Below are 12,181 nucleotides of genomic sequence, written 5' to 3'. Positions count from 1 at the left end.
CTGGCGGAAGCAGATGAGCGTCAGCCGAGACCGCAAAAGTGGGGTTGTGGTCGCTCCGGTCGCCGCCCGACGGCCACAACTCAGCCCTCGGCGAGGCAATCCGCGGCCTCCGCTGGAAGATCCGGGCCGCGCACTGTGAGAATGGCGTCATGCCTGAAGCGAAGCGCCGCGTCACCGTCGTCCTGTTCGAGGGGTTCGAGCTCCTCGACGTGTTCGGCCCCGTCGAGCTGTTCCGCATCGACCCGTCCCTCTTCGACGTCGAGCTCATCGCCCCACAGGCCGGCCCGGTCCGCAGCTCGCAGGGCCCGGAGGTCATCGCCACGACCGCGTTCGCCGACGCGGCGAGCCCCGACATCGTGCTTGTCCCGGGCGGGCAGGGAACGCGCCCGCTCGCCACCGACCCCGAGTTCCTGGCCTGGCTCGGGAGGTGGGCAGCGGATGCGAGGCTCGTGACCTCCGTCTGCACCGGTTCCGCGCTCCTCGCGGCGGCCGGCCTGCTCGACGGGTTCCGCGCGACCTCCAACAAGCGGGCGTTCGCGTGGGCATCATCGCAGGGCGCATCCGTCGACTGGGTGCCACAGGCCCGCTGGGTCGAGGACGGGAACCGGTGGACGTCCTCCGGCGTCGCCGCCGGCATGGACATGACGGCCGCTATCATCGCCGCGATCCACGGGCCCGAGGTCGCGACCACGCTCACCGACGCCGCCGAGCTCGAGGTACACGCCGACGCGAGCTGGGACCCCTACGCGGTGAAGAACGGGCTCGCCTGATGGCCCTCGAGCTGCGCCCGAACTGCGAGCGCTGCGACGTCGACCTGCCCCCGCACGCCGAGGCCTACATCTGCACTTTCGAATGCACGTGGTGCCGAGACTGCGTCGGCACGTTCGCCGGTCGAGCGTGCCCGAACTGCGGCGGCAACCTGGAGCGGCGACCCGTGCGCCCGGCATCGAAGCTCGCCGCGAACCCGCCGAGCACGGTCCGCGTGCACGGCGGGTAGCGACAGGTACCGCGGGAGGGCGCGGGGAGAGCGCAGGGCCGCGCCGGGAGAGCCCCCGCGCCCCGAGCCTCGCACCGCCTACGTGCGCACGAGCACCTTCATGCCCTCGCCCGAACGCAGGCGCTTGATGGCCCCGACCACGTCGTCGACGGGCACGTCATCCACCCATCCGTCGGCCGTGTATCCGCCGGCCGCCATCGCCGCGATCACCGCGTCGAAGTCGCTCTGCAGGTAGGCGAGGGTGCCGACGATCGCGGTCTCCCCCATGACCAGCTGCGTCGGCAGGAAGTCCATGGGCCGCTCGTGGATGGCGACGACCACGACCCGACCGCCCGGCGTGAGGTTCGCGAGCGAGGCGGCCACGGCGGGCCCCACCCCGGCCGCGTCGAACGCGACATCCACGCCGTCCCCGCCCGTGAGCTCCGCGACGCGAGCCGACAGGTCCTCCTTGGTGGGGTCGACGAGGTTTGACGCCCCGACTCCGGCGATCGCAGCCCGGCGCCCCGCACTCGGCTCCGAGACGATGACCGTCTCCACACCCTTGGCCCGCAGCGCGAACCACACGCCGATGCCGATCGGACCGGCACCCGAGATGAGCGCCGTCTGCCCCGCCTGCACACCGCTCTGCTCGACCGCGTGCCACGCGACCGCCATCGGCTCGACGAGCGCTCCAAGGCGCAGATCGACGTTCTCGGGCAGCACGTGCAGCTTCGTCGCATCCACCGTCGTGAACTCGGCCATGCCGCCGCCGTGCGACGAGAGGCCGTGGAAGCCGATCTTCGTGCACACGTTCGGCTTGCCGCGACGGCAGGCGGCGCACTCGCCGCACGCGTAGATCGGCCAGACCGCAACCCGGTCGCCGATCTGAACCGAGTCGACGCCCTCCCCGAGCTCGACCACGGTTCCCGAGAACTCGTGCCCGAGGATCTGCGGCGGCATGGACCCCGTGACGGGGTGCGGATGCTCGAAGTCGAGCCCCGAGGATTCGGGCGCGTAGTAGACGTGCAGGTCGGAGCCGCAGATGCCGGCGTACGCGCAACGCAGCTTCACCTGGCCGGGGCCGGGCGTCGGCTCGGCGACCTCCTCCACGCGAACGTCCTCCTTGGCGTGGAACACTGCCGCCTTCATGCGAGGAACTTCCGCAGGTCGGGGTAGCCGGTCGTGGACCAGGCACCGTCGACGACGAGGTTGTCGCCCGAGATGTACGAGGCGTCGTCGCTCGCGAGGAACAGGGCGGCGGATGCGATCTCCTCCGGCTGCGCTGCGCGCCGGAACGGGATGCGTTCGTCGTACGCCTCCTGCACCCCGGGGAGATCGGTGAGGCCCTTCGTGAGCGGCGTCGCGACGAGGCCGGGCGAGACCGCGTTGACGCGGATGCCGTGCTCGCCGAGCTCGAGCGCCGCCTGCTTCGTGAGCATGACGGCGGCAGCCTTGGACGCGGTGTAGCCGACCCCGAAGTGCATCGGCACCAGCGAGTTGAGTGACGCGACGTTGACGATCGCGCCCGGCTTGCCCTCGGCGAGGAACTGCCGGGCCGCCAGGCGGGTGCCGTTGAAGGCGCTGTAGAGGTTGAGGCGGACCGTGAAGTCCCAGTCCTCGAAGGAGATGTCGGTGAGCGTGCCGGAACGCGACCCGCCCGCGACGTTGAAGAGCGCATCCAGCGTGCCGAACTTCTCGACGGTCTCGGTGACGAGCCCCGCGAAGTCGTCCTCGTCGGTCACGTCCGTGCGGCGGCCGACGACGCTGGCGCCGAATGTCTCGCCCGCCGAGGCGACCAGCTCGGCGTTGATGTCGGCGACGACAACCGACGCGCCTTCCGCTACGAGCCGTTCCGTGATCTTCGCGCCGATGCCAGAGACCCCGCCCGTGACGATCGCGACCTTGCCGGCGAACCGGCCGGCGCTGGTCCCGGCGCTGCTCGCTGTGCTTGAGCTTGCTTCTTGTGACATTGCTCACTCCGTTCTGCCCGCCCTCGTTGGCGAGCCCCTTCACCATACGCCCGCTATCAGTCACCTGTCAGATAGTTTGCCGAGAAGGAGCCACGCACCCCATAGGGTTGGCGAATGGACCCGCGTCAGGCACGAACCCGCTCGGCCCTCCGCGCGGCGATCTACGAGCTCGCGGCCGCCCAGCCCATCGCCGACGTGAGCGTCGCCCAGGTCGCCAGGGCCGCCGGCATCACCCGCGACACGTTCTACCGTCACGCGACCACCCCGGAGCACCTCCTCGCGGACTTCCTCGGGGAAGAGATCGACGCCCTCATGGCCCCGATCGCGAACCTGCCAGCCACGAGCGGCACCGAGCTGAGCGTCTTCGACGAGCCCGAACGCGAGCTCCTCCGGCACGTCGCCCGCCACGCGCAGATCTACCTCAATGCCATGGCGCCTCGCCTCACGGGGCCCGTGCGCGACACCCTCGTCGACCGAGTCGAGGCGGGCCTCCTCACCCACCTCGAGCGGCACCCCGAGATCGCTCCGCCAGCACAGCCCGGCATCGGCGACGAACGGCACCGCCGCATCCTCGTCGCCTACGCCGGCAGCGGCACCGTCAGCGCCATCGAGGAGTGGCTGCGCTCGGGCGAGCTCGGCGACGTGGACGGGGACGTGGACGTGGACGCCGCAGCGCGCACCATCATCGCCGCGTCACCCGACTGGTGGCTCGGACGCTCACGTTCGTAGGCGACATCGCCGCACACGCGCAGTTGTTTCGCGATGGTGGCAGCAGGCTGGGAGTTGCGTGACCATGACCCGGTCGCGGCTCCCCCGACAGCGACTGGCGGATAGCGTCGCTGTGATGACCCCCACCCCGAACGGCGCCGCCCAGCCAGCACCGCAGTCAGCGACGACAGCGCAGCCGACACCGAAGCAGCAGCCGACGCTCACCACCTACCGAGTGCTGGTCATCGGGGGTGGCAATGCTGGCCTGTCCGTCGCGGGCCGACTCCGGCGGGCCGGCGTCGACGACATCACCGTCGTCGAGCCGCGCGAGAACCACGTCTACCAGCCGCTCCTCTCGCACGTCGCCGGCGGCACCGCGAAGGCGAGCCAGGCCGCGCGACCGCAGGCCGACGTGATGCCGGACGGCGTGACCCTCATCCGCGACGCCGTCGCCTCGGTCGACCCGGAGACGTCGTCGCTCGTCCTCGCATCCGGTCGAAGCATCGGCTACGAGCACCTCGTCGTCTGCCCCGGCGTCGTGCAGGACTGGGATGCGATCCCCGGCCTCGAGGCCGCGCTCGGCACCCCGAACGTCGCGTCCAGCTACGAGATCAGCCTCGCCCACAAGACCTCCCGGATGCTGCGCGAGCTGCGGCAGGGAACGGCCGTGTTCGTTCAGGCGCCAGAGCCCGCGTCCTTCGGCGGCGCGATCCAGAAGCCCATGTACCTCGCCTGCGACTACTGGCGATCCCGGGACGTGCTCGACCGCATCCGGGTCGTGCTCGTGCTGCCGGATGCGACGCCGCTCGGCGTGCCCGCGATCGACCGCGAGCTCGAGCGCAAGATCACCGAATACGGCATCGAGGTGCGCCGCGAGGCACAGCTCACCGAGGTGCTCGGCGACGCGAAGACCGCGGTCATCGAGACCGCTGGGGAACACCGCGAGCGCATCCCCTACGACGCCCTCATCGTCGAGCCGCCGCAGCGGGCTCCCGAATGGATCGCCGAGGCCGGGCTCGCAGGCGCTGAGCTCGCCTACCCGACCCCCGAGATGAGGAGCGAACGCGGATTCGTGGACGTCGACACGCACACGATGCGGCACCACCGGTTCCCGAACGTGTGGTCGCTCGGCGATGCCGCCGTGTCGCGCAGCCAGCGCTCCGGGGGTGCACTGAGGAAGCAGACGAAGGCGCTCGCCGAGAACCTCGTGAGCGTGCTCCGCGACCAGGCCCCGGAGAGCGACTACGACGGCTACACGGTCGCCCCGTTCACAGTGTCGCGCTCGAGCGTCGTCTTCGGGGAGTTCGACGACACCCTCAAGCAACGGCCGAGCATCCCGTTCTGGAAGGGCCTCGCCCGCGAGCGCCGCCTCACGTGGGTGTTCGACCGCCACGTGCTGCCCTGGGTCTACTGGAACCTCATCCTGAAGGGGCGGGCGTGAGGCCACACGCTTCAGGGCTGCGTGACCCGTAGCGAGGCCGACGCGGGCGTGCGGGCCGTGAAGTCCCGATTCGATAGCTAGGTGCGGGGCTCCCAGTCGACCCAGTCGTAGCCGACGTCGTCGCAGGCGTCATCCGCATCGTCGAGCGCGTCATCCACCGTGCCGGAGTCTGGGTCGGCGGCGTGCGTCCGCGCAGCATCCCAGATGAGCCAGTCGTCGCGGTCTGAGGCTCGCCCCGTGAACGTGAAGACGAGATCGCTGATCGCCTTCTTGACCTCCGGGTCGGCTTTCTCCGCATCACGTGCAGCGAGCAGCTGGTCGACGGCCGCCGTGAACTGCGCCTGCTTGTCCGCATCGCCGTCGTAGCTCGCGCCATCGGCCGAGAGGGAGAACATCGCATCCGTGGCCGCGTTCGCATCCTGGCACACGAGTGCGTCGCCCTCGAGGGCGTCGGCGACGGGGAACGTCGTGGGGGCTGGCGTCGCGGGCGTCGCTACCGCCGACGAGGATGCGCCCGTTGAGGACGCGGCCGTCGAGGGCGCGCTGGGCGAACCGGAGCCTTCGGCGCCGATGCGTTCCGCGAGCGTGCATCCGCTCAGCAGCAGCGCAACAGCAAGCGCGCCGACAGCGCCGACAGCAGGTGATGATCTACGCACAGTCACGAACTCCCCCGGAGTGATCTCGAATACCGACTCCAACCATACGAGGCACACTCTGAAAGACCCGGGATCGGCGTCCACCCTGTGGAGAGACCCAACCTGTGGAGAGAGGGGAACCGCGGAAGGGTCAGCGCCTCTGGAAGTGCAGCGTTGCGGAATGAACAGGTGTGCCAGGATCACCCCATGAAGCCCTTGCTCATCGCAGCAGCAGTCACCCTCGGAGTCGCGCTCGCTGCCCTCGCGCTCGCAGCAGGCCTCCGCCCCGATGACCCCGCGGCGGCCGAGTTCCTCGTGGGCCTCGGATACCTCGGCCTGATGCTCGCGCCCGTCAGCGCCCTCGCGGTGCTAATCCTCGGCAGCATCGCGCTCGTGCGCACCGCGCGCCGCGACGCGGCGGCGAACTCCGAAGCGCTCCGGACCACCGGGCGCGGCTGACTCGCGGGCGCGGCTGACTCGCGGGGCCGAGGCGGCAGGCAGGAGACTTCAGGCTGGGCCCATCAGGCTGGGCCCACCAGGCAGAATGCAGCAGGCGACAAAAAAGGCCCGCTTTCGCGAGCCTTTCCTGCATCTGTCTCAACACAGAGCTGTGTACCCGAACTGTGAAGCTCTTGTACTGTGCGCCCGAAGGGATTCGAACCCCTAACCTTCTGATCCGTAGTCAGATGCTCTATCCGTTGAGCTACGGGCGCCCGGTGTTTCGCTTGCGCGATTGACCAGGGGATAGCTTACACACGACCCGACCGGTCCGCAAACCCGGCGGGTCGCAGGCCATTCGGGCGAGCTGACGAACGATGCGCGCGCACCCATGCAGGCGCACAACGCCGACCCGAAGCCCCCGGAGTACCCTCGAACGAGTGACGCCCGACCGCACCAACACCCCGAAGCCCCCATCCACAGGCAACCCCTGGCTCGGTCACCTCGGCGGGTCCCGCGACTACCGGCGCATCCAGCTCGCGATGCTGTGCGCCGGGTTCGCGACGTTCGCGCAGCTGTACGCCCCGCAGGCGCTGCTGCCGGAGATCTCGACGACCTTCGCCATCGACCCCGCGACCGCCGCCCTCATGGTCTCCATGGGCACCCTCGGCGTCGCCATCTCGGTGCTGCCGTGGTCGATCGCCGCCGACCGGATGGGTCGCGTCCGCGCCATCACGATCTCCATCTCGAGCGCCACCATCCTCGGCCTGCTCATGATCCTCATGCCCAGCTTCGAGCTCGCCCTCGTGCTTCGCCTCCTCGAAGGCATCGCCCTCGGCGGCGTCCCCGCCTGCGCCATCGCCTACCTCAACGAGGAGCTCCACCCCACCGCGGCGGCCGGCGCCGCCGGCACGTTCGTCGCCGGCAACACCCTCGGCGGACTCGGCGGCCGAATCGTGCCGACCCCCGTCGCCGAGCTCCTCGACTGGCGACTCGGCCTGCTCACGGTGTCGCTCATCTCCGTCGCCATGGCCGTGCTCTTCATCTGGCTCATCCCCAAGCCCCGCGGCTTCGCACCACTCGCGAAGAACGCAGGCGGCACCCTCGGCGCGAGCATCGGCCGCGCCTGGAAGGCCATCACCGCCCACCTCTCCAGCACCAGGATGCTCGGGCTCTTCGCGCAGGGATTCTTCCTCATGGGCGGGTTCGTCGCCGTCTACAACTTCCTCGGCTTCCACCTCACCCAAGCCCCCTACTTCCTGCCCGTCTGGCTCGTGTCGCTCGTCTTCGTGACCTACCTCGCCGGCTCCTTCTCGTCGCCCTTCATCGCCCGCCTCGCCGGCCGCCACGGACGCAAGCTCGTGCTGCTCGCATCCACCACCATCTCCCTCGGCGGGCTCGCGCTCACCCTCTCGCCGCAGCTGTGGCTCGTCATCACGGGACTCGCGATCTTCACCGCCGCCTTCTTCGGCGCCCACTCCGTCGCCGTCGGCTGGGCCGGTGCCTACCCGAGCAGAGGCCGCGCCCAGGCGACAGCCCTCTACAACCTCGGCTACTACGGCGGCTCCAGCATCTTCGGGTTCCTCGGCGGCGTCTTCTTCCAGCACTTCGACTGGCCAGGAGTCATCTGGATGGTCGGCGGGCTCACCATCATCGCCGGGCTGCTCGCACTCTTCCTCCTGCCGTGGAAGGGTGAGACGGCGGCAACCCAGGCCATCCGCGTTCCCTGACGCACGGGACCCACCCCGCACGACCCGCGGCGTCGTCGCACGCCCGCAACCGCAACTTCACGTAATCGTCACAGCGAACCCCGCGCCGAGCCTGCAAAGGTATGCGCCGGGGTGGGACCCTTGAGGGACGGGTTGCGTGCCCACCTCGCACGCCCGCACCCCAGAAGACAAGGCGCCCCAGACCCCGCCGCCCGCAGCTCATCACCCTCACCCCGCAGCTCAACCCGCGCCGACACACAGAAGGAGGGCACATGACCACGACGCCCGCCTCCACCAGCACTCCGACGTTCGACGGCGCCGGCCAGCTTGCCGCCGTCGCCCGCTCGGTGCGGATGCAGGAGCTCGACGGCCACGACGGCTTCGTCATCACCCTCACGCAGACGTTCGCGGCGAAGCGCAGCTCGCTGTGGTCCGCCGCAACCGAGATCTCCCGTCTCGCACAGTGGTTCGCCCCCGTCGACGGGAGCCTCCGCCAGGGTGGCACCTACCAGATTCAGGACAACGCCCACGGGCACATCACGGGATGCCACGCCCCCGACTCGTTCACTGCCACGTGGGAGTACGACGGCGAGCACTCCCACATCGAGGTTCACTTCACGAAGGTCGACGAGACCCACGCGACCCTCTCACTCGAGCACCACTCGCCAACCGACGAGGAGACGTGGCCGAAGTTCGGGGTCGGCGCGACGGGAGTCGGCTGGGACCTCAGCTTCGCGAGCCTCGCCCACCACCTCGCGACGGGTGCAAGCGTGCCCCTCGAGACCACCGCCTGGGTGCAGACGGACGACGCGAGCACGTTCCTCGTGCTGAGCGCAGAAGCCTGGGCGGATGCATCCATCGCCGCGGGCTCAGACGAGGCGGACGCCCGCGCCGCACAGAAGCGCACCACGGACGCCTACCTCGACGGCCTCAACAGCTGAGACCAGGCTCCGTCACCACGCGCAGTCACCAGGCACAGTCATCAGGCACAGTCATCAGGCACAGTCGACTCGCTGAGCCTGACGAGCTGGCTGCGTCCGCTGAGACTCCTGAGCTAGCTGCGCCGTAGCCGCCTCCGGACCGCCGCGCTCTACGCCGTGAAGAGCTTCAGCTCGTCGGCAGTGAAGTAGTTCTGCGTGACGGCGCTGATGAGCACGAGGTACTTCTCGCGCTTCTCGTCGTAGGACGTGACCGTCCCCACGTTGCCGGTCATCGTGTCCCCCGTCACCTGCACAGTGTCACCGATCTTGAACTCAGCCATGGCCTCTCCCCTGTTTGCTGTTCCGGCTCTCTGCCGTCCCGGCTCTGCGCCGGTCCTTCGAACGATATTCGCGACCACCGACACCAGCCAGTCTCGCGCGTCACTTCCTGACGTGACATTTGTCACGGAACGGCCGTCCCCCACGATCGCGGACCCCTTTCCAGCGGAAGCGGCGCGCAAGCACTGCAACAGCCCGCTTCAGTCCAGCCTGCGCGGGCCGGACCCGCCGCCCGCTAGGGCGTCGTCGGGATTGAGGAGCCCGCACGCCTTCATCGAGAGGCAACCGCAGCCGATGCACCCCATGAGCTCCTCCTCGAGGCGCTCGATGCCGCGCCGCCGCTCCTCGAGCGTGCGCTTCCACCGCCCGGAGGCCCGCTGCCAGTCCTCCTGGCTCGGGGTCGCGTCACGCGGCAGGTCCGCGAACGCATCCTGCACGTCCGAGAGCGGGATGCCGAGGCGCTTCGCCACCGAGATGAGCGAGACGCGGCGGATCATGTGCCGCGCGTACCGGCGCTGGTTGCCCGCAGTGCGCACCGCCGCGATGAGCTCGAGCTCCTCGTAGAAGCGCAGGGCGGATGCGGCGACCCCGGTGCGTCGCACCATCTCGCTCACCGTGAGCAGCTCGTCGGAGGGCAGGGGCGACCCCTGTGTGTCCTTGCGTGTCTCGCTCACAGTGAAATCCCACCGCTCGAATTGACTTCAACCATACTTGAGGTTCTAGCCTCGAAGACAGAACGCACACGCAACTCCGATCCCCGTCCTTCAGCGAAGGCAGAGAGCCGATTCGATGACAGATTCCGCCCCCGAGGCAGCAGCTCAAGCGGCATCGGCCCAAGCAGCACTGGCCGACGAATTCAAGACGGCCTTCCGGGAGCATCCCGCCGCCGTGGCGATCATCGCGGGGCGGACCGCCACCGGCCCGGTCGGACTCACCGCGTCGAGCGTCAGCTCCGTCGCCGTCGACCCGGCCACCCTCTCGTTCTCGGTGACCCGCGCAACGGGCAGCGCGGGAGGCCTCCTCGAGGCGGGCGACATCACGGTGAACCTCCTCAGCCTCGACCAGGAGACGCTCGCCCTCGACTTCGCCCGAAGCGGTGCCCCGCGCTTCACGCCGGAGCAGGGGTGGGAGCACTTCCCCACCGGCGAGCCGTACCTCCCCCAGGCGCGGGAGACGCTTCGGTGCCGCATCGCCAGCACCGTCAAGGTCGGCGGCTCCACGATCGTGCTCGCCGAGGTACTCGAAGTGCTTCACGGCAGCAGCACCCCGCCGCTCATGTACCAGAACCGTCGCTTCGGTCGCCTCGACGCGTCGTCCTTCGACCAGTAGCGCTCGCGCGAACAGCCGCCACGAACCACTCCACGAAAACCGACAGAAAGAAGGTCACACCATGACCGCATACACCCTTCCCGACCTCGCGTACGACTACTCCGCGCTCGCTCCGAGCATCAGCGGCGAGATCATGGAGCTGCACCACTCCAAGCACCACGCCACCTACGTCAAGGGCGCGAACACGGCCCTCGAGCAGCTCGCCGAAGCCCGCGAGAGCGGCAACCTCGCGAACGTGAACAAGCTCGAGAAGGACCTCGCGTTCAACCTCGGCGGCCACGTCAACCACTCCATCTTCTGGACGAACCTCTCCCCGAACGGCGGCGGTGAGGCGACCGGCTCGCTCGCCACGGCGATCGACGCGCAGTTCGGCTCGTTCGACAAGTTCGTCGCGCAGTTCACGGCCGTCGCGCTCGGCGTGCAGGGCTCCGGCTGGGCAGTGCTCGCCTACGACGTGCTCGGCGAGCAGCTCGCGATCTTCCAGCTCTTCGACCAGCAGGGAAACGTGCCGTTCGGCCTCGTCCCGCTGCTCATGCTCGACGTGTGGGAGCACGCGTACTACCTCGACTACCGCAACGTGCGCGCCGACTACATCAAGGCATTCTGGAACATCGCCGACTGGAACAACGTGCAGCAGCGCTACGACGCCGCGACCACGAAGACGAACGGCCTCATCACGCTGTAGTTCCTTCTCGCACGAACCGCGAGCGTTGAGGCGCGGCGGGGACGTGGATGCACGCATCCGCTTCCCTGCCGCGCCTCAGTAGTCTCGGTGGCATGATCGGGCAGTTCTTCGCAGGCGTCGGCGCGCTCTTCCAGGGCTTCGGGTACTGGAAGCGGAAGCCGCACATGATGCTGCTGGGGCTCATCCCGGCGTTCATCGTATTCGTGCTGGTCGGCGCAGCCCTCGTGACGCTGTTCTTCTTCGTCGACGACATCGTCGAATGGGCGACGCCGTGGGCCGCGCAGTGGGACGAGGTCTGGCGCAACACCCTCCGCATCGCCTTCATGACCCTCATCATCGCCGGTGGCGTCTTCCTGTCGGTGACGACCTTCACGGCCATCACCCTGACCGTCGGCGACCCGTTCTACGAGCGCATCTGGCTGAGCGTCGAACGCGACCTCGGCGACGAGAACCCCGGGGAGGGCCTCGGCTTCTGGGCCGCCGCGAAAGGCAGCCTCTGGCTCGTCGGCATGGGCATCCTCTCCGCCATCGTCGTCGCCGTCATCGGCGTGATCCCGCTCGTCGGCTCGGTCACCGCGGCAATCGTCGGCGTCGCCCTCAACGGCACCGTGCTCTCCCGGGAGCTCACCGGCAGGGCACTGGATGCGCGCCGCCTGCTCGGCGATCAGCGCGCGTCCGTCATCCGCGGCAACCGCGCACAGCTGCTCGGCTTCGGCGTCGCGACGCAGCTCTGCTTCATGGTTCCGGGCGGCGCGGTCTTCACGATGCCAGCCGCCGTCGCAGGCTCCACGGTGCTCGCGCGGCGCCTCCTCGACGAGCGCGGCCTCACTGGTGTCGGCAGCCGCGAGGGCACGCCGGAGGTCTCCGGACCAATGTAGCTCTCGAACCGCGCTTGCCGAATCGGCGAGGATGAGGTTAGAGTTCGAGGCGACTGCGGGCCTGTTACTCAGCGAGGCAAGAACCCACGTCACAGCTCCCGAGTGGAGCTGACGCAACGCACTGCGAGCATTGCTGCTCCGCAGGGCGTCGAC

General features: G+C 69.2%; 15 protein-coding genes and 1 tRNA gene. 10 read left to right on the top strand and 6 right to left on the bottom strand.

Translation table 11 applies throughout. From position 1 onward, the window contains the following. The first annotated feature begins 149 nt into the window (after positions 1-149). Positions 150-770: a DJ-1/PfpI family protein gene (locus HDC34_RS15230; protein WP_179557642.1), complete on the top strand. Its 621-nt coding sequence runs from the start codon at positions 150-152 to the stop codon at positions 768-770. After that, entirely contained in the window at positions 770-997 is a 228-nt protein-coding gene (locus tag HDC34_RS15225; protein ID WP_104310698.1) for a DUF1272 domain-containing protein, read from the top strand. The genes HDC34_RS15230 and HDC34_RS15225 overlap by 1 nt, the downstream gene beginning before the upstream one ends. Before the next feature lie 78 nt (positions 998-1,075). On the opposite strand, the gene HDC34_RS15220 is transcribed toward HDC34_RS15225, so the two are convergent. Continuing rightward, complete coding sequence (locus HDC34_RS15220) at positions 1,076-2,125, bottom strand: 2,3-butanediol dehydrogenase (RefSeq protein WP_179557641.1); 1,050 nt, start codon at positions 2,123-2,125, stop codon at positions 1,076-1,078. Continuing rightward, a complete protein-coding gene (locus HDC34_RS15215; RefSeq protein ID WP_179557640.1) occupies positions 2,122-2,946 on the bottom strand; it encodes an SDR family NAD(P)-dependent oxidoreductase in 825 nt (274 codons plus the stop codon). Before HDC34_RS15215 ends, HDC34_RS15220 begins: the two co-directional genes overlap by 4 nt. Before the next feature lie 114 nt (positions 2,947-3,060). Between HDC34_RS15215 and HDC34_RS15210 the strand changes: the two genes are divergently transcribed. Together HDC34_RS15210 and HDC34_RS15205 are read left to right on the top strand one after the other, a co-directional pair. Then, a complete protein-coding gene (locus HDC34_RS15210) occupies positions 3,061-3,675 on the top strand; it encodes a TetR/AcrR family transcriptional regulator (RefSeq protein WP_179557639.1) in 615 nt (204 codons plus the stop codon). 115 nt (positions 3,676-3,790) lie between these two features. Beyond that, positions 3,791-5,095, top strand: coding sequence for an FAD/NAD(P)-binding oxidoreductase (locus HDC34_RS15205; protein WP_179557638.1), 1,305 nt, complete (start codon positions 3,791-3,793; stop codon positions 5,093-5,095). Between the two features lie 77 nt (positions 5,096-5,172). On the opposite strand, the gene HDC34_RS15200 is transcribed toward HDC34_RS15205, so the two are convergent. Further along, positions 5,173-5,751: a hypothetical protein gene (locus tag HDC34_RS15200; RefSeq protein WP_179557637.1), complete on the bottom strand. Its 579-nt coding sequence runs from the start codon at positions 5,749-5,751 to the stop codon at positions 5,173-5,175. Between the two features lie 186 nt (positions 5,752-5,937). Between HDC34_RS15200 and HDC34_RS15195 the strand changes: the two genes are divergently transcribed. Next, positions 5,938-6,189, top strand: a complete 252-nt coding sequence (locus HDC34_RS15195; RefSeq protein WP_179557636.1) for a hypothetical protein — start codon at positions 5,938-5,940, stop codon at positions 6,187-6,189. 181 nt (positions 6,190-6,370) lie between these two features. On the opposite strand, the gene HDC34_RS15190 is transcribed toward HDC34_RS15195, so the two are convergent. After that, positions 6,371-6,443: transfer RNA gene (locus HDC34_RS15190), tRNA-Arg, on the bottom strand. A 165-nt stretch (positions 6,444-6,608) separates the two neighbouring features. Between HDC34_RS15190 and HDC34_RS15185 the strand changes: the two genes are divergently transcribed. Together HDC34_RS15185 and HDC34_RS15180 are read left to right on the top strand one after the other, a co-directional pair. Beyond that, positions 6,609-7,898 carry an MFS transporter gene (locus tag HDC34_RS15185; protein WP_308807366.1) on the top strand — a complete coding sequence of 430 codons (1,290 nt, stop codon included), beginning with the start codon at positions 6,609-6,611 and terminating at the stop codon, positions 7,896-7,898. 251 nt (positions 7,899-8,149) lie between these two features. After that, positions 8,150-8,818, top strand: a complete 669-nt coding sequence (locus HDC34_RS15180) for an SRPBCC domain-containing protein (protein WP_179557634.1) — start codon at positions 8,150-8,152, stop codon at positions 8,816-8,818. Positions 8,819-8,967: 149 nt separating this feature from the next. On the opposite strand, the gene HDC34_RS15175 is transcribed toward HDC34_RS15180, so the two are convergent. Together HDC34_RS15175 and soxR are read right to left on the bottom strand one after the other, a co-directional pair. Beyond that, positions 8,968-9,138 (bottom strand): hypothetical protein, encoded by a 171-nt coding sequence (locus tag HDC34_RS15175; protein WP_179557633.1) that lies wholly within the window; start codon positions 9,136-9,138, stop codon positions 8,968-8,970. A gap of 198 nt (positions 9,139-9,336) precedes the next feature. Next, complete coding sequence (gene soxR, locus HDC34_RS15170; RefSeq protein ID WP_258067888.1) at positions 9,337-9,810, bottom strand: redox-sensitive transcriptional activator SoxR; 474 nt, start codon at positions 9,808-9,810, stop codon at positions 9,337-9,339. A 115-nt stretch (positions 9,811-9,925) separates the two neighbouring features. Between soxR and HDC34_RS15165 the strand changes: the two genes are divergently transcribed. From HDC34_RS15165 to HDC34_RS15155, 3 genes are all read left to right on the top strand, one after another. After that, the gene (locus HDC34_RS15165) at positions 9,926-10,465 is read left to right on the top strand and encodes a flavin reductase family protein (RefSeq protein WP_179557632.1); all 540 of its coding nucleotides are present in this window, start codon (positions 9,926-9,928) and stop codon (positions 10,463-10,465) included. Positions 10,466-10,526: 61 nt separating this feature from the next. Continuing rightward, complete coding sequence (locus HDC34_RS15160) at positions 10,527-11,150, top strand: superoxide dismutase (protein WP_104310709.1); 624 nt, start codon at positions 10,527-10,529, stop codon at positions 11,148-11,150. Between the two features lie 92 nt (positions 11,151-11,242). Beyond that, on the top strand, positions 11,243-12,028 hold the full coding sequence (locus HDC34_RS15155; protein ID WP_179557631.1) for an EI24 domain-containing protein: 786 nt from the start codon (positions 11,243-11,245) through the stop codon (positions 12,026-12,028). The last annotated feature ends 153 nt before the right edge of the window (positions 12,029-12,181 follow it).

The sequence above is a fragment of the Pseudoclavibacter sp. JAI123 genome (assembly GCF_013409665.1).
Lineage (GTDB): Bacteria > Actinomycetota > Actinomycetes > Actinomycetales > Microbacteriaceae > Pseudoclavibacter.
Note: the sequence above shows the minus strand (reverse complement) of the source record. Positions and strands in the feature narration are given on the sequence as shown.